The sequence below is a fragment of the uncultured Tenacibaculum sp. genome (assembly GCF_947494125.1).
GTDB lineage: Bacteria > Bacteroidota > Bacteroidia > Flavobacteriales > Flavobacteriaceae > Polaribacter.
The window spans coordinates 529,677-549,783 of record NZ_CANLTU010000001.1 but is presented as its reverse complement, the minus strand read 5'-3'; the positions used below and the strand labels follow the sequence as shown (position 1 = coordinate 549,783).

The following is a 20,107-nucleotide window of genomic DNA, read 5'->3' as shown; positions in this document are numbered from 1 at the left end:
AGGTTTGTTTCTTATAAAACTATGTATTCGTAATTTTTAAGTTCCTAACATTTATCCTTAATTTTGCACCTCAAAATTTCAAGAAATGTACAGAACGCATACTTGTGGCGAATTAAGAGCTTCGCACATTAATACTGAAGTAACCCTTTCTGGTTGGGTACAAAAATCACGTGATAAAGGTTTTATGATCTGGGTAGATTTACGTGATCGTTATGGAATTACACAATTAATTTTTGATGAAGAACGTACTTCTAAAGAATTAATGGACAAAGCCAAAACATTAGGTCGTGAGTTTGTTGTTCAAGTAACAGGTACGGTTATCGAGCGTCAGTCTAAAAATGCTAATATTCCTACTGGAGATATTGAAGTTTTAGTTACCAATTTAGAAGTATTAAACGAAGCTAAATTACCACCTTTTACAATTGAAGATGAAACAGATGGTGGTGAAGATATTCGTATGAAATATCGTTATTTAGATATTCGTCGTAATCCTGTAAAAGATAGTTTGATTTTTAGATCGAAGGTATCTATGGAAGTACGTAAATATTTATCTGACAAAGGATTTATTGATGTTGAAACGCCATATTTAATCAAGTCAACTCCAGAAGGAGCACGTGATTTCTTGGTACCATCAAGAATGAATGCTGGTCAGTTTTACGCATTACCACAATCGCCTCAAACATTCAAGCAATTATTAATGGTTGGTGGAATGGATAAATACTTTCAAATTGTAAAGTGTTTTAGAGATGAAGATTTACGTGCCGATCGTCAACCAGAATTTACACAGATAGACTGTGAAATGGCTTTTGTAGAGCAAGAAGATATTTTAGAGATTTTCGAAGGAATGACTCGCCACTTATTAAAAGAAATTAATGGTGTTGAGGTTGATAAATTCCCAAGAATGTTATTTGACGATGCCATGCGTTTGTACGGAAATGACAAGCCAGATATTCGTTTTGGAATGGAATTCGGTGAATTAAACGACGTAGCACAACAAAAAGAATTCAAAGTATTTAACGATGCTGAATTGGTTGTGGGTATTGCTGTTCCTGGTGGAGCATCATACACTCGTAAAGAAATAGATAAATTAATAGACTGGGTAAAGCGTCCACAAGTAGGAGCTTTAGGAATGGTTTATGTAAAATGTAACGAAGATGGTTCGTTCAAATCGTCTGTAGATAAATTTTACGATCAAGAAGATTTAGCAAAATGGGCAGAAAAAACTGGTGCTAAGCCAGGAGATTTAATCTGTATATTATCAGGAAATACTACTAAAGTACGTGCGCAATTATCTGCATTACGTATGGAAATGGCAGAACGTTTAGGTTTACGTAAGCCTAATGAGTTTGCTCCATTATGGGTAATTGATTTCCCTTTATTAGAATTAGATGAAGAAACTGGGCATTACCACGCAATGCACCACCCGTTTACCTCGCCTAAACCAGGGCAATTAGAATTGTTAGATACAGACCCAGGTGCTGTAAAAGCAAATGCATACGATTTAGTTTTAAATGGTAACGAAATTGGTGGAGGTTCTATTCGTATACACGATAAGGAAACGCAAGCTATTATGTTTAAGCATTTAGGTTTTACCGAAGAAGAAGCTAAAGAGCAATTCGGATTCTTAATGGACGCTTTTGAATACGGTGCACCACCACATGGAGGTTTAGCATTTGGATTAGATAGACTAGTTGCTATTTTAGGCGGACAAGAAACGATTCGTGATTTTATTGCTTTTCCTAAAAACAATTCAGGACGCGATGTTATGATTGATGCTCCTGCTAGCTTAAACGATGCGCAATTAGAAGAATTAAGTATTAAATTAGATCTAAAAGAATAAAATATTAAACGCTATGAAAAAAATAAAAATTTTAGGAGTATTGCTTATCTGCTTAATCGTTAACATTTCTTGTTCAGACAATGACACAAATGTTAAACTATCAGATAAGCAAAACTTAACAAAGAAAACATGGATCTTTAAGAACTTCAAGTTTTTAGATTCTTCTAACAACAGTAAAAAATATACCTCTGAAGATTTTGAGAATGTAGTGGACAATAACTACAATGAACTTTCTCTAGAGTTTAATGAGAATGGAGAAGGGTTTGTTACAAGGAAAACAAAAACTACTGTGAAATTTACGTGGGAATTAACGAATGACAAATTAAAAATAGTAATTCCTAACCCAGCAGAATCTTCTGATGATGTTCACACGTATACCATTTCTGTTAGTGATTCTCAACTAGCTTTAACTATGACAGAGGAATTTGTTGTATTTATTAATGGTGATGAATTAGGTGCAAAAGGAATACAGTATTATAAATAATAATACAAAAAGATAAACATAAACCCCGTTCTTAGTTAAGAACGGGGTTTTATTTTTTAGGTCTTAACAATACATATTGGCTTGTGTTCAATTGTAAAATTAACTGAATTAGCGATGAAACAATATTCATTCGCTTTTTGATGTAATTCTATTGCTTTCTCTCTCATAGAGGCTTCTAAAACCGTAACTGTAGGATTTAAAATAACTTTAGAAAAACAACCTTTTCCATCGTTATTGAGTTTCATAATACCAGAAATATTGTCTTTATAAGCTGTTATGATCACATTTTCTTCTGAACATAAATGTAAATACCAAAGCATATGACATGATGCAATCGCTGTAACTAAAAGTTCTTCCGGATTGTGTTTTTTAGCATCTCCTTTAAAGGCAACATCAGATGAACCTAAAATTTGTGGTTTATCATTTACGCTTATGGTATAACTTCTATCATAACTACTATAATTTAATGTTCCTTTCCCATTATTCCCTGTCCAAGTTACCCCCGCTGTATACTTATATTCGTTTTTCATAATTATTCATTGATTTATGACCTCGACAAAGAAAAAACAACAAAAACATTAATACTTCATTTTAAAATGAACTATAAAAACTCCTCCTAATTTACCTTTGCTAAAAAGGAAAACACATGGAGTCAAAATCAATTATTTTATTAAACTTTAAAGAAACCAGAAGAAGAAGTATTAACTTGTGGAAAGGAATTCCTTCTGAACACCTACACTGGAAACCAGATGCAAAAGCATTGAGTTGTATTGAAATGGTTCGACATGTATTAGAAGCCGAACATTTATTTCATACAATTATAAAAAATAGAGGTAATTTAGGCGATTATGTATCGCCTTGGAAAGACTTAGATTATATTGATGTTGATTACGAATTACAATTCGCAGAAGCGTATCAAGTTGAACTTTACACGATGATAACACAACTGTCTGAAAATGATTTAAAAGACATTGTTATTCATAGAGAGGAAGTGAATCAAGTAAAATTATTAGGCGATTATTTAAATAGAATGGTATACCATGAAGCTGTGCATACAGGTCAATTATTAAGTTATTTAAGAACTTTAGGTATTAAAAGACCCCAAGTTTGGGATTAATCTATGGAAAGTTTAGAAAACGATTTTAGCGAAATAGCAAGTCTTTTAGGTGATAAATCTAGAGCCATCATGCTTTGGAATTTATTAGATGGAAGAGCGTATACCGCAACTGAATTAGCTAATTGTAGTGGTATTTCTTTACAATCGGCAAGCAATCACTTGGCGAAACTTCTTCAAAAAAACATTCTCTCTGTAGAAAAACAAGGGAGGCACCGATATTATAAGTTTAGTTCTCCTGATGTTGCGCAAGTAATAGAATCTATGGCTAGTTTATTGTCTTTGCAACAAGACTACAAGAAAGTCAAAAAACCTAAAGCTTCAGCTTTTACCTATGCAAGAACATGCTACAATCACCTAGCTGGTGAAGTGGGTGTAATAATTACCGAAGCATTAATTTCTCATAATATTATTTCTCCTTTAAACAAAGAATATATTGTTACCGCCACTGGCAAACAATGGTTTTTAAAATTAGATATTAATATAGATGAAACTCAAAACTTAAAAAGGTCTTTTGCGCATCAGTGCTTAGATTGGAGTGAAAGAAAACATCATTTGGCTGGTGCTTTAGGTGATGTTTTCTTAGAAACTCTATTAAAAGAAGATTGGTTTCGGAAACATAAAAACACCAGAGAACTTATCATTACTGCTAAAGGAAAACAACATTTAAAGCAGCTTTTAAATATAGATTTATAATACAGAAGAGGGTATAATATTTTTTAGTATTTTCACTTTTATGAAAAAAAAGAAAGTCTTTAAAATAATTCTAATAGGCTTAGCCTCTATTATAGTTGCAATAGCTGGTTTAGCTCTCTATGGATATCTCTATGTTAAAAAAGCATACGATACCGAAAACAAACCTTTTAAACATTATGTTGGTTACATAGATACAGACAAAGCTCTTTTAAACGACACCTACAAGTTATGTAAAGACATTGGAATTATACATACTTATAGTAGTGCCAGTTTAGAAGCATTTAAGGGCTCAAAAAAACAATTTAGAGATACACTTAACGCTAGGTTTAATGCAAGTAGTAATTATTCAGACTCTGGATATTTGAACTTTCGCTTTTTAGTGAATTGTGAAGGAAATGCTGGTTGGTTTGAAATTGTTCAAATGGATTTAGATTTAAAAGAAACTCCTTTAAACTCTAAAATGGTAGATGACCTTTTTAAGTTTACTTCAAACTCTAATCACTGGAATGTTATTACATTCGAAAACAAGCCTTATAATTATTATATGTATATCTCTTATAGAATAGAAAATGGAAAAGTTACTGAAATTATCCCTTAGTCTTATTGTTCTTATTTTAATGTTCTCTTGTAAAAATGAAACAAATACAGCTAACAAAAGACAACTTGCTGAAAAAAGATATAAAGAAGCCGTAATGTTTAGACAAGGCTCTACTCCTTTTCAAAATGGAATTGTTGAAGCGATTGAAATAGATCCTACTTATGAACAAGCTGTTTACGAACTATCAGTTGCTCATTTAAAAAGAGGAATGCCTCATAAATGGTTACCTCAATATGATAAAGCTGTAAAATTAGATTCCGTAAAAAGAATTCCATGGCGCGGTTATTTATATTTATGGTTTTATAGAGATTATAAAAAAGCTATTGCAGATTTTGATGCTAGTGATGTTTTAACACCTAATTTTATAGATGCTCCTCAAGGGCTTAGTGTTGATGCTTGGCGGGGTATTGCTTATCTAGGCTTAAAAGATTATAAAAAGTCTATTTTTTATTTTGATAAATACATTACCAAAGAAATTAAAGATTTTAGCGAGAACTCTGTTGATGTTACCGCTTTTTTATACCAAGGTATTGCTTATCTTGAATTAGAAAACCACGAAAAAGCACAAGCTTGTTTTGATCGCCTTATAAAAAACTCTTATGGTTTTAGTGCAGACGGAAAATATTACAAAGCTTTCATATTAAAAAAACAAGGAGAGATTGAAGAAGCTAAATCTATGATTGATGCTGCTCTTAAAGACTTTAATAACGGATACTATAATAAAAGACCCTACGTAGAAACTTTAAGACAGTTATATTTGGGAGACCTAACCAACTTAAAATCCTCTTTATCTAAACAATAATATCATGAAAAAACTAACCACACTTTTCTTATTACTAATTACTGTACAACTATTTTCACAAGAAATTACAGGAAAGGAGTTATTAGACAAAGCTATTCAATACCACGACCCTAATAACGCTTGGCAAACGTTTAACGGAACTTTGTTTGTAACAATGAAAACTCCAAACAAACCTAATCGTGATAGCGAAATAAAAATTAACTTACCTCAAGAATACTTTTACGTAAAAGCAACTCGAGGAGAAAATACTACTGAGTATACAGTTACTAAAGATGCTTGTAAAATAACGTTTAATGGAGAAGGAAATCTCTCTGAAGAAATTAAAAAAGAACACAAACTAAGTTGCGATAGTGCTAATTTATATAAGAATTATTACACTTATTTGTTCGGGCTTCCAATGAAATTAAAAGACAACGGAACTATTATTGACAATAAAGTAGTACGTAAAAATTTTAAAGGTAAAGAGTACTTAGTTCTAAAAGCTACATATGATAAAGCTGTTGGTAAAGACACTTGGTATTTTTATTTTAATCCAAAGACTTATGCGATGGAAGTATATCAGTTTTTTAAAGACAAACCAACTAGTGGTGAATATATTTTATTAACCGAAGAAGAAACTATAAACGGAATAAAATTTCCTAAAAACAGAGCCTGGTACTACAATAAAAACAATGGCTATTTAGGCACCGATCATTTAAGTGCTAAATAATTAATCATTTGTAATACAAAACCCCGTTCTAAATTTAGAACGGGGTTTTGTATTTATAAATATACTTGTACAGTTAAAACTAGCATTGTAAAAATTGTTAGAATAATTACTAACGGAATTACAAACTTCAACCATTTATCATATCCTATTTTCACAATGGCTAATGATGCTAGAATTAATCCTGTTGGATTTATAAAAGCAAACAGTCCCATTCCATATTGATATGCATTTACAATAATTTCTCTACCAATACCAACGGTATCTGCTAAAGGCGACATAATTGGCATTGTTAAAACTGCCATTCCTGATGAACTAGGTATAAAAAACGACAATCCTGAATAAATAAAAAGCATCGCATTTGCAAAGATACCTTTAGGCATTCCTTGAGTTACACTACTTGCATGGTATAAAAGTGTATCGCTCATTAGCCCGTTTTCCATAACTACAGAAACACCTCTTGCAATACCAATAATAAATGCCACTCCTAATAAATCATTAGCTCCTTTTATAAAAGTAGTCACAAAAGTTGCTTCTTTAATTTGAGCTAAAATTCCAATGATAATTGCTCCTACTAAAAACACAGCGGTCATTTCTTCAAACCACCACCCTAAAACAGAAACACCGTAAATCATTACAACAAAACACATTGCAAAAACAATAAGTATCAATCGTAATTTTGTATTCAATTTTTTATTTGAAGATGTTGAACTACCAAACAAACTCTCAATCATTTCTTTTTGATCGTAAATAATAGATTTTGATGCATCATTTTGAACTCTATTTGCATATCTCATAATATAGATTAAACAAATAACAACCCCTCCAATTAACATTAACAACCTACCTGTTAAACCAGTAGTCCAATTTATCCCTGCTGCATCTGAAGCTATAATTACACTAAACGGATTTACTGTTGAACACATGGTTCCAATACTTGAACCTATATAAATACAAGCCAAGGCAACTATAGCATCGTATTTTGCTGCCAAGAAAACTGGAATTAAAATTGGATAAAAAGCAATAGTTTCTTCCGCTAAACCAAAAGTAGTTCCTCCTATCGCTATTAATGTAGTTACTACTATAATAAGCCAATATTCTCTTCCTTTTAAAGTAGATGCTAAACTTGCAATTCCAGCATCAAAAGCTCCAGAAAGATTCATTACCGCTATAACTCCCCCAATAATTAATACTAATAAAATAATATCAGCAGAAGCAACAATACCTTTTATTGGTGCTTTTATAAACTCAACAAACCCTTGAGGTTTCGGATCTAATTTCTGATACGTTCCTGGAATGCTAATTGGCTTATAAATTCCTCCAGACACAAACTTTTCTATAGGAATATTAATATTAAGGTTTTCTAAGGTTTCTTGAGTAGCATCAAGGTTTTCAGTTGTTTCTAAATGTGTTTTTACAAACTGTTTTGAACTTGCATCGTATTTTAAAGTATCATATTTCCCAGCTGGCACAAACCATGTTAAAATAGCTACAGCAGCAGTTATTAAAAGTAATAATGTATGCGGTGTAGGAAGCTTTAATTTTTTTAACATCTGAAAATATTTTATACGTTAAAAATACAGAAAACATTTTATAGAAGATTAAAATTAGTTTACCGTTTTGTGGTTTATATTTGTATACATGCCAAAAACTAAAAACATATTTAAGAAAATACTGATTTGGAGGTATAAAAATATTTCCGAGCGTCAATTTGTATATGTTTTAAGTGTTTTAGTTGGTTTTTTAGCAGGAATTGGAACTCTTATTTTAAAGAACCTTACTTCTTTTTTTCAAAATATTTTAGAAGGAAAATTTATTAAAGACATTCACCATTCTCTTTATTTCATTTTCCCAATTATTGGATTGGTTTTGGTGTACTACATAAAAAAACGTTTCATCAAAAAAGAAATAGGTCATGGTATTTCTACTACGCTTCACGCTATTTCTAAAAGAAGTGGTATTATAGAAAAATATAAAATTTATGCTTCTTTAATTACGGCTCCTATTACTGTAGGATTTGGTGGTTCTGTTGGTTTACAAGGCCCTGCTGTAAGTACTGGAGCTGCTTTGGGCTCAACTGTTTCTCAACTGTTTCATATGAACAGAAAAACAAGGATGCTATTAATTGGTTGTGCTACAGCCGGCGCTATGTCGTCCATGTTTAAAGCTCCTGTTGCTGCTATAATTTTTGCTGTTGAAATTTTTAGTTTAGATTTAGCTTTTGCATCATTAGTTCCTTTGTTATTAGCTTCTGTTTCTGCTGTTGTTACCTCCTATTTCTTTTTTGAAAAAGATGCCCTATTAGGTTTTGAATTAATTGATTCTTTTGAAATAAAAGATGTTTTTTATTATGTTATACTAGGTGTTGCTACTGGGATAGCTTCCGTTTATTTTTCAAAAATATATTTTGCAATCACTAATTTTTTCAAGCGAATTAAAAAACCTATTCATAAATTAATTTTTGGTGGTATTGCTATTGGGTTAATGCTGTATTTAATACCACCTTTATTTGGTGAAGGATACAATTTAATTAATAGCTTATTGGAAGGGAATGCTTTAGCTGCTTTAGAAGATATTCCTTATGATGTAAATTTTGAAAATGTATGGGTTGTTATTGGTTTCCTCCTATTAATTACTTTATTTAAAGCTATTGCCATGACAACTACGTTTGCTGCTGGTGGTGTTGGTGGTATTTTTATTCCAACTTTGGTTATGGGTAGTGCTTTAGGAAATGTATCAGCAAAAATAATTAATCAATTAGGCGGAAATGTGTCAGAATCTAATTTTACTTTAATTGGAATGACTGGGTTAATGGCTGGTGTTTTACACGCTCCTTTAACGGCTATTTTCTTAATTGCTGAAATTACTGGTGGATACGATTTATTTGTGCCTCTAATGTTAGTTGCTGCTATTTCTTTTGCAGTAACTAAATACTTTATTTCTAATTCTATTTATACTATAGAATTAGCTAAAAGAGGTGAGCTTATTACTCATAATAAGGATAAAAATGTATTAATGATGATGAAAATTAATTCATTAATTGAAACTAATTTTAAAGCTGTGCATTCTGAAATGCTTTTAGGAGAAATGCTTAAAAAATCAGTATCAAATTCTAATCGAAACATTTTTCCTGTAGTTGATGCCGAAAAACAATTTTTAGGCATTGTTTTATTAGATGATATTAGGCCAATTATGTTTGATAGTGAAATGTACGATAAAGTAACTGTTGAAACTTTTATGAGAAGCGCTCCTGCTATTATATTTTACAATGATTCTGTAGCACAAGTAATGCAAAAGTTTAAAGAAAGTGGCGCATGGAACTTACCTGTTATACAAAACAAAAAATATGTTGGTTTCATTTCTAAATCTAAATTACTTTCTGCTTATCGAAATAAACTTATTGAGGTAACTACTTAAATAAAAAGCTCACCATTTTATCAGGAAAATCGGTAAATCCACCATCTACATTTGCTTCATAAAAAAGTACTTGCATCATTTCATTAAATGAAGCAAATTCTTCAAGTTGATCTGCTCTATAAGTGTACGGGTGTACAACCAATCCTAATTTATGAGCATCTTCTACCAATGATGTAAATTTCCATACTTCATTAACTTTGCTGTCTAATATTTGCTTATACCATGGACCAATTCCATCAGCATAGGTAGCAAAATGCGCTAACTGTGTTGTTTCTTCTGGATATTCAATTAATTGTACTAAAAATAATTCCGATTTTAATTCTTTTCTAACTCTTTCTAATTCATTTGCATCAAAACACTGAAAAATACATTTATCTTCTTTCGTTTTATAATCATAATCAGCAAGAATTTCTAAAACAATTTTTGCAATATTTTTTCCACTTTGGCGATGAAACTCTGGGTTTTTAATCTCTGGATAAATTCCAATATTTTTTCCTGTACTATAATTTAATCCTTGAATCAATTCTATTTCCTGTTGAAAAGAGTGCAGTTTAAAACTCCCTTTCCCTTTTGGAAATCGTTTTGGATAAAACTGCTTCTCTGTTTTTGGATTAAATCGTTCAGTCACCTGTAACTGTTGTAATTCATTAAAAGTAAAATCGATTACATAATAACGACCATCTTCTCTTTTTTTATCTGGATATATTTGAGCAACGTTCGTAACATCATCTAAATAAATATCATGAATAACAATAGGTACATCATCTTTACTTAGTACCAAATCTTGTTCAATATAATCTGGATTCATAGCATACGCCATTGCTTTTGCTTCCATAGTATGTTCAGGTAAATATCCTGAAGCTCCCCTATGTGCTATGACTATTTTTTTGCTTTTCTCTTTATTCATTGTTGAATTATTACAACTTAAAAACACCAACAAAACAAGAATATAAACTTTTGATTTGTTAAATAACATTACTCTTATTTTATAGTTCTTAAAAATAAAAAAAGTCAAGAGAAAATCTCTTGACTTTTAATCTATTTGTAAAAGTATTTTAATTTTTAGTTTAACATAGAAGCTCTTGGACCTCCTGATGCAAAAATAGCTCTCATTCTTGATTTTTGACCTTCAGAGAACATAGACATACAAGCATCATCTGTATAATCCATATAGTTCATAGTCATATCATTTGAACGACAGTTTACTGTTGGGTATGAAGGACATCCGTAATTTGGAGCATCTGAAGATGGAGTATCAGCTACGAAATCATCTTGACGACATCTACCATCTCCCCAAATATGACGTAAGTTTAAGTAATGACCAACTTCATGAGTCATTGTACGTCCACCATTAAACGGAGCAGATACATAACCAGTTGTTCCAAAATATTGTGGAGAACACACAACACCGTCAGTGGCAGAACTACCTCCAGGGAATTGAGCATATCCTAAAATACCTCCACCAATATTAGCAACCCAGATATTTAAGTGTGTTGCTGGTGTTACTGGAGGATATGCAGATTTTACTGCATTATTAGTTCCCCATGAAGATGTAGAATTAGAATGTCTAAAAGTACCAGCTAAAGAGAAAGTAATCTCTGCATCTGCTGCTACACCTGCAAATTCAGAAGGAGTATTACCTGCATCAGAATTTTGCTTTCTAAAGTCATCATTTAAAACTGTCATTTGTGAAGCTATTTGTGCATCACTAATATTTTGTTGTGAATTACTATATACTACGTGTACATATACAGGTATATTTACTACTCCTAAATTGTCCGGAGTAGTTCCACCACCGCCACCGCCAGTGTTACCGCCACCGCCGTTACCGTTACCACCTCCGCCTTTCTTACCAGCAAGAAATTTACGCGTTGCATATTCTACATCGTACATTTTTTTGTACAATCCTGGGTTTTCTTTTAACTGTTTATTTAAAACTCGCATTGAATGACACTGCTCACTTCCTCCTCTAGATTCGTGTACATCTGTCTCTACATAGAAGTCACTCATATCGATTGCTTCTTGTGTAGGTAAAACAGAGTCTTGCCCATTCTGCTGACATCCAATTAAAACGGAAGCAGCAACTGCTAATGTTAAAAAAATTCTTTTCATGTTGTGAAAAATTTAAAAAATTAGTTGAATAATAATTACCCCTTTAGGTATTATTTGGTTTTTGTCGAAAAAGACCTTTGTTTTAGTTTTCTACAAAATAAGTGCACTTATTTTATGAGATATGTAAAAAACTGAAGGGTTTTTTAACGATACGCAATATATACAAATATTTTAAATCATAAAAAAAAGTTAAAAAAACAAACATTCCCTTTAAAATCAACTTCTAGAGCACTCTCAACAGCAATATTAATCTGTTTAATATTCTCTTAAAAATCTACAAAAACATCAATTTTAAACAAATAACACCAATAAACACATAAATTAAACAAGGTTAAAATGAATTATTCACAACATTAAAGAACAAATGAATTTTTCTTCACAAAAGAATTATCTTTATCCCAAATTAAAAATTAATTATGGAAAATTCATTTAACAACAAAGTGCTAGTTGCTCAAGTATCTGAAACTGATAGACTCGCTTTTTACAAAAAAACCTATGCTCATGTAGGTGGTGGTATCTTATTATTTATTCTCTTTGAATATTTATTTTTACAAAGTGCTACTATTGTTGATTTTGCTTTATCAATGACACAGGGATATAAATGGTTACTTTTATTAGGAGGATTTATGCTAATTACTAATTATGCTGAGAGTACCGCCTTAAAAACATCTGATAAAAACTTACAATACTTAGCCTATTCTGGTTATATTTTTGCAGAGGCTTTTATTTTTATACCTCTAATTTATATCGCAATTTCTTATGCTAATAGTTTAGATCTAATAAAACAAGCTGGTATTGTTACTCTTGGATTATTTGTTGGAATCTCTTCTATTGTATTTATCACTAAAAAAGATTTCTCTTTTATAAAAGCTGGTTTAAGTGTTGGTTTTTTTATAGCTATTGGTTTAATCATAGCCGGAGTTTTATTTGGTTTTAATCTAGGTTTATGGTTTTCTGTTGGTATGTGTGTATTAGCTGCTGGATCTATTTTATATCAAACATCTAACTTAGTTAATAAATTTTCAACAGACGATTATATACCTGCAGCATTAGGTTTATTTGCCTCTTTAATGTTGTTATTCTGGTATGTTTTACAAATCTTTATGTCTAGAGATTAGATAAAAATTTAACGTTTATATATAAAAAAGCCACTTATTAAATAAGTGGCTTTTTTATATAATAGTATTTTCTAGATGTTTAACTCAGCATCATCTTCGCTTTCTTAACACCAGCAACCAAAACATCTATTTCTTCTTTTGTATTATAAAAAGCAAACGATGCTCTTACGGTACCTGGAATACAATAAAAATTCATAATTGGTTGTGCACAATGATGCCCTGTACGTACTGCGATTCCTAATTTATCTAAAATTGACCCAACATCATACGGGTGAATTCCTTCTAAGTTAAATGATATAACTGAAGCTTTCTTTGTAGCTCCATATATTTTTAATCCTTCTATTTTTTCTAACTCTTGAGTTCCATAAGCTAACAATTCTTTTTCTTGTTTATCTATAGCATCAAAACCTATTGAATTCATATAATCTACAGCAGCTCCAAAAGCTATTCCCCCACAAATATTTGGTGTTCCTGCTTCAAATTTGTGCGGTAAACCAGCATATGTAGTTTTTTCAAAAGTTACAGTTTCAATCATTTCCCCTCCTCCTTGATAAGGCGGTAATAATTTTAACAACTCTTCTTTACCATATAATAAACCAACGCCAGTTGGCCCACACATTTTATGTGCAGAAGCAACATAAAAATCAACATCTAACTCTTGAACATCTGGCTTTATATGTGGAACTGCTTGTGCTCCGTCTATTAAAACATATGCACCAAACTTATGTGCAGCATGAATAATTTCTTCTATTGGGTTTATAGTTCCTAATGCATTTGATACATGATTACAAAAAACTAACTTCGTTTTATTGTTTAATAATTCATGATAAACATCCATTCTTAATGCACCATCTTGATCCATTGGAATTACCTTTAAAACCGCACCCGTTTTTTCACAAAGCATTTGCCAAGGAACAATGTTTGAGTGGTGTTCTAATGATGAAACTATTATTTCATCGCCTTCTTTTAATAAAGAAGCGAAACCAGAAGCTACAATATTAATACTATGCGTGGTTCCTGATGTTAAAATAACTTCATAAGAATGTTTCGCATTAAAATGTTTTTGAATCTTTATACGTGCCTCTTCATATTTATCGGTGGCTTCTTGACTTAACGTATGTACTCCTCTATGAATATTTGCATTGTAATTTGAATAATAATCAACAATTGCATCAATTACAATTTGTGGTGTTTGTGAAGTCGCTCCATTATCAAAATACACTAAATTTTTCCCATGAACTTTACGATTAAGAATAGGAAAATCAGCTCTAATTTTATCTACAATAAACATATAAAAATCAAATTTGAAGCAAAGGTAGGGCTTGCAAAGCAAATACAAACACCAAACAATTAAATTCTTACATTTGCTAAAAAGAGTCCCTTATGAAAATTTTAAAAAGAATATTATTAGTCATAGCAATTGTTCTTATTGCAGCTATTATTTACAACTACCCTAAGTTAAATATTTTAGCTGGCTATTCTGCTAAAAACACAGCTTCTTCTGTTTTCTTAACCGAAAGAAGTTTAGAATTTACCGATGAAAATGACAATAACTTTTCTCCTATAAATTTAACTTCTGATGAAATTAACAATCAAGAAAAATCAGCTACTGGTTCTGCTTTTGGCCTTTTAAAAAGAAAAGCCGTTTATAGAAAAGGATTAGGAGCTGTTTTAATTAATGATGATTATGACGCTTCTAAAACACCTTTAGTTCCAAAAAGAACAAAAACAAACAATTCTATACCTTTTCCTTATGGAAATGCCGATCAAGTTGACACCCTTTTTTCAAACATTAATTATACTAAGTTAAACGAAACTATTGATACTATATTTAACAATAGGAATAAAACCAGATCTGTTTTAGTTGTTTATAAAAACAAAATTATTGCTGAAAAATATGCCGATAACTTTAACAAAAACTCTTTACAATTAGGGTGGTCTATGACCAAAAGTATTACAAGTACTGTATTAGGTATTTTACAATGTCAAGGGAAAATTAATGTTGAGAAAAGTAATTTATTTAGTGAATGGGAAAATGACGATCGTAAAAACATTACCATTCATAATTTACTTCAAATGAACTCTGGTTTAGAATGGGTAGAAGATTATAATACTATTTCTGATGTTACCAAGATGCTTTTTCTTGAAAGTGATATGACTAAAACTCAAATTAACAAACCTCTAATAGGAAAACCAAACGAAACTTGGAATTATTCATCTGGTACTACCAATTTACTTTCTGGTATAATACGTAGTCAATTTAAAACGCATCAAGAGTATTTAGATTTTTGGTATAGTGCTTTAATTGATAAAATTGGCATGAACTCAATGATCATTGAAACCGATATAAATGGTAGTTATGTAGGTTCTTCTTATGCTTGGGCAACTGCTAGAGACTGGGCTAAATTAGGATTGTTATACCTTAATAATGGTAATTGGAATGGCCAACACCTTTTTGATAAAGATTGGGTAAACTACGCTACTACTCCAACTCCTGGTTCAGATGGTTGGTATGGAGCTCAAATTTGGTTAAATGCAGGAAAGCGTTACCCTGATGTTCCTACAAATATGTATTCTTTTAATGGGTATAAAGGTCAAAATGTATTTATTTTGCCTAGCGAAGATTTAGTTGTTGTTAGAACCGGACTTACTAAAAATGCTGACATGAATACGTTATTAAAAGGAATTATAAACTCTATAAAAAAATAAAATGAACCCATACTATTACATATTATCTATTAATGGATTGCTTTTTCTTTTTAGTTTAATCTTTTATTTCTTCCCTCCTAAAAGTATTAACTCATTTTATGGTTATCGCACCAATAAAACAATGAAAAACGAAACTGTTTGGAAATTTGCTAATGCTTACTTTATAAAACAGTTTTTAATCTACTCTGCTGTTTCTTTTGTTGCTGCACTAGTTTTTGTTTTTATAAACAAAAATATCAGCTGGCAACCTATGGCGATAATGTTATTATCTTTAGCTGTTTCTGTAATTAAAACGGAACAAGAAATTAATAAGAATTTTGATGAAGATGGGAATAAGATCTAAACTTACCTATATAAAAACTAAAAAGAGGCTGTTTAAAACAGCCTCTTTTTAGTTTTTATATTCTTCTTTTAATAAAGATATGTCATCAATAATTTTTTGCATATTTTCTTTTTTTGTTCCATCATACGAACCTCTAATGCGTCCTTCTTTATCTATTAGTACAAAATTTTCGGTATGCACCCAATCGTTCTCTCCTCCATCTCCTTCGTCTAAAACTGCAAAATAATGTTTACGAGCTAAATTGTAAATGTGCTTTTTTTCTCCTGTAGTTACATTCCATTTTCCATCAATTACACCTTTTGCTAAAGCATATTTTTTTAATTGTGGCACACTATCCATAACTGGTGTTACAGAATGTGATAAAAACATAATATCATCATCATTTTTATAATGTTCTTGCAATTCGCTCATATTATATGCCATAACAATACAAATTGTTTGACAACGCGTAAAAAAGAAATCGGCTATGTATATTTTATCTTTATAATCAGCGTTCGTAATCGTTTTCCCGTTTTGATTAATCAATTTAAAATCGCCTATTTTATGGTTTCTTGATTTTGTTCTCACAGAAGCATCCACCAATTTAGGATTAATATCTGCTGGGTTATAAATTGGTAATCTTTCTTCGACTTTAACCAAATGATAAAAAACTGGGATTCCTACAGCACAAAAAACGAGTAAGAAAAGTAAAGTGCTTTTTGATTTTTTAAAGAATTTAAAGTCCATTCTCTCTTTTTTTTCGCAAAAATACGACTAAAAACAGGCTTTATGTATCTTAACTATAAAAAGTTTGTTAAAACCAAACCTCAACCCTACTACAAACTTTTAGAACTCTTTCGAAAAACGTACATTTGTCAGATTTTAAATTTAGACACAAACCTTTATGGAGATATTAATAAAAGCATCTCAATTTATTTTAAGCTTATCGCTTCTAATTGTTTTGCACGAGTTAGGACATTTTATTCCTGCCAAATTATTTAAAACTAAAGTTGAAAAATTTTATCTTTTTTTCGATTACAAATTTTCATTATTTAAAAAGAAAATTGGGGATACTGTTTACGGTATTGGTTGGATTCCATTAGGTGGTTATGTGAAAATTTCTGGTATGATCGATGAAAGTATGGATACTGAGCAAATGAAACAACCTGCTCAACCATGGGAATTTCGTTCTAAGCCAGCTTGGCAACGTTTAATTATTATGCTTGGTGGTGTAATTGTAAATTTTGTTTTAGGTATTGTTATATATATCTGTTTAATGTATGCCTATGGTGAAAAGTTTTTACCTAACGAAAACTTAAAAGACGGTGTATGGGTACAAGATCAATTAGGAAAAGACTTAGGTTTAGAAACAGGTGATAAAATACTTACTGTAGATGGGCAAGCAATTCAAAAGTTTAGAGAATTACCTTTAGAATTTATTAATGGGAATAATTATTCTATTGAAAGAAATGGAACTGTTATTGAAAAAGTAATTCCAACAGATTTTATTTCTAAATTAGTTGATCGTGGTAAAAATGCAGGTAGTTTTATTACTCCTCGATATCCTTTTATAATTGCAAAAGTTTCTGAAGACTCTCCTAATGTTAAAAGTGGGTTACAATCTAAAGATATTATTACTGCTATTAATGGGGTTAACATTAAATACTTTGATCAAGCTCAAAATGAACTTGACAAATACAAAAGTCAAGAAATAAATATTACTGTAAAAAGAGGTAATGAAAATTTAAACCTTCCTGTTAAAATAACAAAAGAAGGTAAAGTTGGAGTAGCTATTGCTCAGTTATCTTTAAAAGACTTAGAAAAATTAGGATATTATGAATTAGCTGAAAAAACATATTCTTTTTCTGAAGCTATTCCTGCTGGCTCTAACAAAGCTTGGACTACTTTAACTAATTATATTAAGCAAATGAAAAAGATTTTTAATCCTAGTACAGGTGCTTATAAAGGTTTAGGTGGTTTTATTTCAATTGGTAGTATATTTCCTTCTGAATTTAGCTGGGAAACATTTTGGAATATCACAGCTTTCTTATCAATCATGTTAGGTTTTATGAACTTATTACCTATTCCTGCTTTAGATGGAGGACATGTTGTATTTACTTTATGGGAAATGATTACTGGTAAAAAACCTGGTGATAAATTTTTAGAATATGCGCAAGTAACTGGCTTTATATTATTAATTGCTTTATTACTCTTTGCTAATGGAAATGATATATTTAGACTCTTTAAATAGTCTAATAAAACTTCAATAAATACAAAAAACACCGTAATGTACATTACGGTGTTTTTTGTATTTAATACTATTTTGATGCAAATAACTATTTACTTTAAAATACTTTATTTAAGAGTTTTTTCTCTAGTAAACACTCAAATTAAATCAATAGTTTAAAACACCTTAAAAGACATTATAAACACCACACATATAGTTTAATTAGACTACTTTATTCTTATTAATATAAAATGAATACTGTTATACAATTTCTATAATAAAAAAGGCTGAGAATAAATTCTCAGCCTTTTTAAATATTCTATGTAAAACTACTTATTGTAAAGTAGGTGAAAAATTAGTTGGATAATCTTTCGCTTTAGCCAAACCATCTTTACCTTTTGTAAAGTTAGATCCGTAAGTAGCATCAATAGCCTCTAACATCTTATTTGCCATTAAAGCATATCCTCTTGATGTTAAGTGAATACCATCTAAACTTACTAAACCACCAGTTACTAAACTAGTACTCATATTAAATTCGTCAAATACTAAACCAGTAGTTGAAGCTTGCTCTAAGATTGCTTTAAAATCAACAAAAGCTAATCCTTTAGCATCAGCTGCTGCTTTAATAGTAGTATTATAAGCGTCCGTTGCTGTTTTAATTTCAGCTACTTCTGTTTTAGTTAACACCCATTTATTTTCTAAAGGTAAAGAAACTCCTTCTGCTGAAAACATTCCTGCTAACGTTGGAGGTAATCCTTGCCCTAATAAAAAGTTAACTGAATTTTGATTTACAGTACCTATTACTCCACTACTTGGTAATACTAACAAATCATCTGCTGTTGCTTGTCTTGCTTGTCCGTAGTATGATCCTAACAAACCAGCTACCTTTTGTAAAGTAAGAGGATCAGTAGGTAAACCAAAACCAGCTACAAAAGCAGGAAAAGTAGGACTAGCCATTAAAGCTCCAATTATCTGAGGAGTCTTATTATCTAATGACTCATCTTTAATTACTACAGCACTAGCTGCAGTAGTAGAAAATACTATTGAACGTTCTGGAACTCCTATTGCTGTAAAAACACCATTAATAGCTCCAAAAACATTATTAAGTGTTGGAATTTGTGGTCCAAAACTTGGATTAGTTGGATCTAATGGCTTATAAGGTACCGTTGTAAAATGTGGTAAACTTGTAATATAAGGGATATTAGCTACTACTCCTTTTTTATCTGCCGTTGGTGCTAATGTATTTATAATTGCTCCAAATGCTTGATCAAAAAGTACTGTTGGAGTTACTGAACCTGAAGCCCCTCCTGCTACTGCATAATCTAATACATCATTTCCTCCTACTTCTGATAAAGTAAAAAATGTTGGCTGCTTAGATGCTACTTCAGCTATTAATGTAGATTGAGCTGGGCTCATTCTTACAAAATAAGGATTTGCTGTTGCTGGAACAGTTGCTAAACCTGCAGCACTACCATAACCTGGAGCTACAAAATGAAAACTTTTTGCACCTGGTATACCATAATTCATAAAATTAGGTGCATTAGTTGCTGGTACACCAACAACTGTTGTTGGTGTACTAGTAAGTCTTGTAGGTTTACCTGTTAAAGCATTAAAATAAAATCTTGGATCTAAAGCAGTTGCTCCACCACTTACCATTCCACCAATATTATCATTCATTAATGGTTGGTTAAATTCAGCCCCTCCTACCATCGCAAACTTTTTTGCTAAGGTATTTGGAAATGAATATTCTTGACCTGCCTTGAATAAAGCTCCATCTGTAAAACCAGCAGTAAAAGAAGCTCCTACTGAAATATATTTTGAAAAATCTGCACTTCCAGATTCTAATTGTATCGTATTTACCGGATCTGTAATCTCTGGTAAAGTATTATCTACATCACAGGCTACAACACCTAAAAACATTGCAGATAAAAATGTATATTTTAATGTATTCTTCATTTTTAA

19 protein-coding genes are annotated in these 20,107 nt (G+C 31.0%); 12 read left to right on the top strand and 7 right to left on the bottom strand.

Features of this window, described 5'->3' with window-relative positions:
* Positions 1–85: 85 nt before the first annotated feature.
* Both aspS and Q0881_RS02430 read left to right on the top strand, forming a co-directional pair.
* On the top strand, positions 86–1,840 hold the full coding sequence (gene aspS / locus Q0881_RS02435) for an aspartate--tRNA ligase (RefSeq protein WP_299156609.1): 1,755 nt from the start codon (positions 86–88) through the stop codon (positions 1,838–1,840).
* Positions 1,841–1,853: 13 nt separating this feature from the next.
* Positions 1,854–2,324 carry a DUF5640 domain-containing protein gene (locus Q0881_RS02430; protein WP_299156607.1) on the top strand — a complete coding sequence of 157 codons (471 nt, stop codon included), beginning with the start codon at positions 1,854–1,856 and terminating at the stop codon, positions 2,322–2,324.
* A 56-nt stretch (positions 2,325–2,380) separates the two neighbouring features.
* On the opposite strand, the gene Q0881_RS02425 is transcribed toward Q0881_RS02430, so the two are convergent.
* The gene (locus Q0881_RS02425) at positions 2,381–2,854 is read right to left on the bottom strand and encodes an OsmC family protein (RefSeq protein WP_299156605.1); all 474 of its coding nucleotides are present in this window, start codon (positions 2,852–2,854) and stop codon (positions 2,381–2,383) included.
* Between the two features lie 116 nt (positions 2,855–2,970).
* Between Q0881_RS02425 and Q0881_RS02420 the strand changes: the two genes are divergently transcribed.
* Genes Q0881_RS02420 through Q0881_RS02400 form a run of 5 tightly spaced genes read left to right on the top strand, consistent with a single transcriptional unit; the run spans position 2,971 to position 6,243 of the window.
* Entirely contained in the window at positions 2,971–3,441 is a 471-nt protein-coding gene (locus Q0881_RS02420) for a DinB family protein (protein WP_299156603.1), read from the top strand.
* A 3-nt stretch (positions 3,442–3,444) separates the two neighbouring features.
* Positions 3,445–4,134 carry a helix-turn-helix transcriptional regulator gene (locus tag Q0881_RS02415; protein WP_299156601.1) on the top strand — a complete coding sequence of 230 codons (690 nt, stop codon included), beginning with the start codon at positions 3,445–3,447 and terminating at the stop codon, positions 4,132–4,134.
* Between the two features lie 40 nt (positions 4,135–4,174).
* Positions 4,175–4,732 carry a hypothetical protein gene (locus tag Q0881_RS02410; protein WP_299156599.1) on the top strand — a complete coding sequence of 186 codons (558 nt, stop codon included), beginning with the start codon at positions 4,175–4,177 and terminating at the stop codon, positions 4,730–4,732.
* Positions 4,704–5,534 carry a tetratricopeptide repeat protein gene (locus tag Q0881_RS02405; RefSeq protein WP_299156597.1) on the top strand — a complete coding sequence of 277 codons (831 nt, stop codon included), beginning with the start codon at positions 4,704–4,706 and terminating at the stop codon, positions 5,532–5,534. Before Q0881_RS02410 ends, Q0881_RS02405 begins: the two co-directional genes overlap by 29 nt.
* A 4-nt stretch (positions 5,535–5,538) precedes the next feature.
* The gene (locus tag Q0881_RS02400) at positions 5,539–6,243 is read left to right on the top strand and encodes a DUF6503 family protein (RefSeq protein ID WP_299156595.1); all 705 of its coding nucleotides are present in this window, start codon (positions 5,539–5,541) and stop codon (positions 6,241–6,243) included.
* Between the two features lie 53 nt (positions 6,244–6,296).
* Here the strand turns inward: Q0881_RS02400 and Q0881_RS02395 are convergent, their stop codons facing one another.
* Positions 6,297–7,793: a YfcC family protein gene (locus tag Q0881_RS02395; protein WP_299156593.1), complete on the bottom strand. Its 1,497-nt coding sequence runs from the start codon at positions 7,791–7,793 to the stop codon at positions 6,297–6,299.
* 88 nt (positions 7,794–7,881) lie between these two features.
* Here Q0881_RS02395 and Q0881_RS02390 point away from each other — a divergent pair, with 88 nt between their 5' ends.
* Entirely contained in the window at positions 7,882–9,657 is a 1,776-nt protein-coding gene (locus Q0881_RS02390) for a chloride channel protein (RefSeq protein WP_299156591.1), read from the top strand.
* On the opposite strand, the gene glpQ is transcribed toward Q0881_RS02390, so the two are convergent.
* Positions 9,650–10,633, bottom strand: coding sequence for a glycerophosphodiester phosphodiesterase (gene glpQ, locus Q0881_RS02385; RefSeq protein ID WP_299156589.1), 984 nt, complete (start codon positions 10,631–10,633; stop codon positions 9,650–9,652). The genes Q0881_RS02390 and glpQ overlap by 8 nt on opposite strands.
* Before the next feature lie 86 nt (positions 10,634–10,719).
* Positions 10,720–11,769 (bottom strand): zinc metalloprotease, encoded by a 1,050-nt coding sequence (locus Q0881_RS02380; RefSeq protein WP_299156587.1) that lies wholly within the window; start codon positions 11,767–11,769, stop codon positions 10,720–10,722.
* Positions 11,770–12,185: 416 nt separating this feature from the next.
* On the opposite strand from Q0881_RS02380, the gene Q0881_RS02375 reads away from it, so the two are divergent.
* Positions 12,186–12,887, top strand: a complete 702-nt coding sequence (locus Q0881_RS02375) for a Bax inhibitor-1 family protein (RefSeq protein WP_299156585.1) — start codon at positions 12,186–12,188, stop codon at positions 12,885–12,887.
* 79 nt (positions 12,888–12,966) lie between these two features.
* Here the strand turns inward: Q0881_RS02375 and Q0881_RS02370 are convergent, their stop codons facing one another.
* Entirely contained in the window at positions 12,967–14,178 is a 1,212-nt protein-coding gene (locus Q0881_RS02370; RefSeq protein WP_299156583.1) for a cysteine desulfurase, read from the bottom strand.
* Positions 14,179–14,270: 92 nt separating this feature from the next.
* On the opposite strand from Q0881_RS02370, the gene Q0881_RS02365 reads away from it, so the two are divergent.
* Positions 14,271–15,596, top strand: coding sequence for a serine hydrolase (locus Q0881_RS02365; protein WP_299156581.1), 1,326 nt, complete (start codon positions 14,271–14,273; stop codon positions 15,594–15,596).
* Between the two features lies 1 nt (position 15,597).
* Complete coding sequence (locus Q0881_RS02360; protein ID WP_299156579.1) at positions 15,598–15,939, top strand: SdpI family protein; 342 nt, start codon at positions 15,598–15,600, stop codon at positions 15,937–15,939.
* A gap of 48 nt (positions 15,940–15,987) precedes the next feature.
* Here the strand turns inward: Q0881_RS02360 and Q0881_RS02355 are convergent, their stop codons facing one another.
* On the bottom strand, positions 15,988–16,665 hold the full coding sequence (locus tag Q0881_RS02355) for an SCO family protein (protein ID WP_299156578.1): 678 nt from the start codon (positions 16,663–16,665) through the stop codon (positions 15,988–15,990).
* Positions 16,666–16,822: 157 nt separating this feature from the next.
* On the opposite strand from Q0881_RS02355, the gene rseP reads away from it, so the two are divergent.
* Complete coding sequence (gene rseP / locus Q0881_RS02350) at positions 16,823–18,169, top strand: RIP metalloprotease RseP (RefSeq protein WP_299156576.1); 1,347 nt, start codon at positions 16,823–16,825, stop codon at positions 18,167–18,169.
* 309 nt (positions 18,170–18,478) lie between these two features.
* Here the strand turns inward: rseP and Q0881_RS02345 are convergent, their stop codons facing one another.
* On the bottom strand, positions 18,479–20,101 hold the full coding sequence (locus Q0881_RS02345) for a G-D-S-L family lipolytic protein (protein ID WP_299156574.1): 1,623 nt from the start codon (positions 20,099–20,101) through the stop codon (positions 18,479–18,481).
* Positions 20,102–20,107: the final 6 nt, after the last annotated feature.

What these genes read in the sequence shown, in the direction of transcription:
- Q0881_RS02345 (WP_299156574.1), bottom strand. Translation starts at nt 20,101, where the DNA reads ATGAAGAATACATTAAAATATACATTTTTATCTGCAATGTTTTTAGGT.
- aspS (WP_299156609.1), top strand. Translation starts at nt 86, where the DNA reads ATGTACAGAACGCATACTTGTGGCGAATTAAGAGCTTCGCACATTAAT.
- Q0881_RS02360 (WP_299156579.1), top strand. Translation starts at nt 15,598, where the DNA reads ATGAACCCATACTATTACATATTATCTATTAATGGATTGCTTTTTCTT.
- Q0881_RS02405 (WP_299156597.1), top strand. Translation starts at nt 4,704, where the DNA reads ATGGAAAAGTTACTGAAATTATCCCTTAGTCTTATTGTTCTTATTTTA.
- Q0881_RS02415 (WP_299156601.1), top strand. Translation starts at nt 3,445, where the DNA reads ATGGAAAGTTTAGAAAACGATTTTAGCGAAATAGCAAGTCTTTTAGGT.
- Q0881_RS02410 (WP_299156599.1), top strand. Translation starts at nt 4,175, where the DNA reads ATGAAAAAAAAGAAAGTCTTTAAAATAATTCTAATAGGCTTAGCCTCT.
- Q0881_RS02395 (WP_299156593.1), bottom strand. Translation starts at nt 7,793, where the DNA reads ATGTTAAAAAAATTAAAGCTTCCTACACCGCATACATTATTACTTTTA.
- Q0881_RS02380 (WP_299156587.1), bottom strand. Translation starts at nt 11,769, where the DNA reads ATGAAAAGAATTTTTTTAACATTAGCAGTTGCTGCTTCCGTTTTAATT.
- glpQ (WP_299156589.1), bottom strand. Translation starts at nt 10,633, where the DNA reads ATGTTATTTAACAAATCAAAAGTTTATATTCTTGTTTTGTTGGTGTTT.
- Q0881_RS02365 (WP_299156581.1), top strand. Translation starts at nt 14,271, where the DNA reads ATGAAAATTTTAAAAAGAATATTATTAGTCATAGCAATTGTTCTTATT.
- Q0881_RS02425 (WP_299156605.1), bottom strand. Translation starts at nt 2,854, where the DNA reads ATGAAAAACGAATATAAGTATACAGCGGGGGTAACTTGGACAGGGAAT.
- Q0881_RS02420 (WP_299156603.1), top strand. Translation starts at nt 2,971, where the DNA reads ATGGAGTCAAAATCAATTATTTTATTAAACTTTAAAGAAACCAGAAGA.
- Q0881_RS02400 (WP_299156595.1), top strand. Translation starts at nt 5,539, where the DNA reads ATGAAAAAACTAACCACACTTTTCTTATTACTAATTACTGTACAACTA.
- Q0881_RS02355 (WP_299156578.1), bottom strand. Translation starts at nt 16,665, where the DNA reads ATGGACTTTAAATTCTTTAAAAAATCAAAAAGCACTTTACTTTTCTTA.
- Q0881_RS02370 (WP_299156583.1), bottom strand. Translation starts at nt 14,178, where the DNA reads ATGTTTATTGTAGATAAAATTAGAGCTGATTTTCCTATTCTTAATCGT.
- Q0881_RS02430 (WP_299156607.1), top strand. Translation starts at nt 1,854, where the DNA reads ATGAAAAAAATAAAAATTTTAGGAGTATTGCTTATCTGCTTAATCGTT.
- Q0881_RS02375 (WP_299156585.1), top strand. Translation starts at nt 12,186, where the DNA reads ATGGAAAATTCATTTAACAACAAAGTGCTAGTTGCTCAAGTATCTGAA.
- Q0881_RS02390 (WP_299156591.1), top strand. Translation starts at nt 7,882, where the DNA reads ATGCCAAAAACTAAAAACATATTTAAGAAAATACTGATTTGGAGGTAT.
- rseP (WP_299156576.1), top strand. Translation starts at nt 16,823, where the DNA reads ATGGAGATATTAATAAAAGCATCTCAATTTATTTTAAGCTTATCGCTT.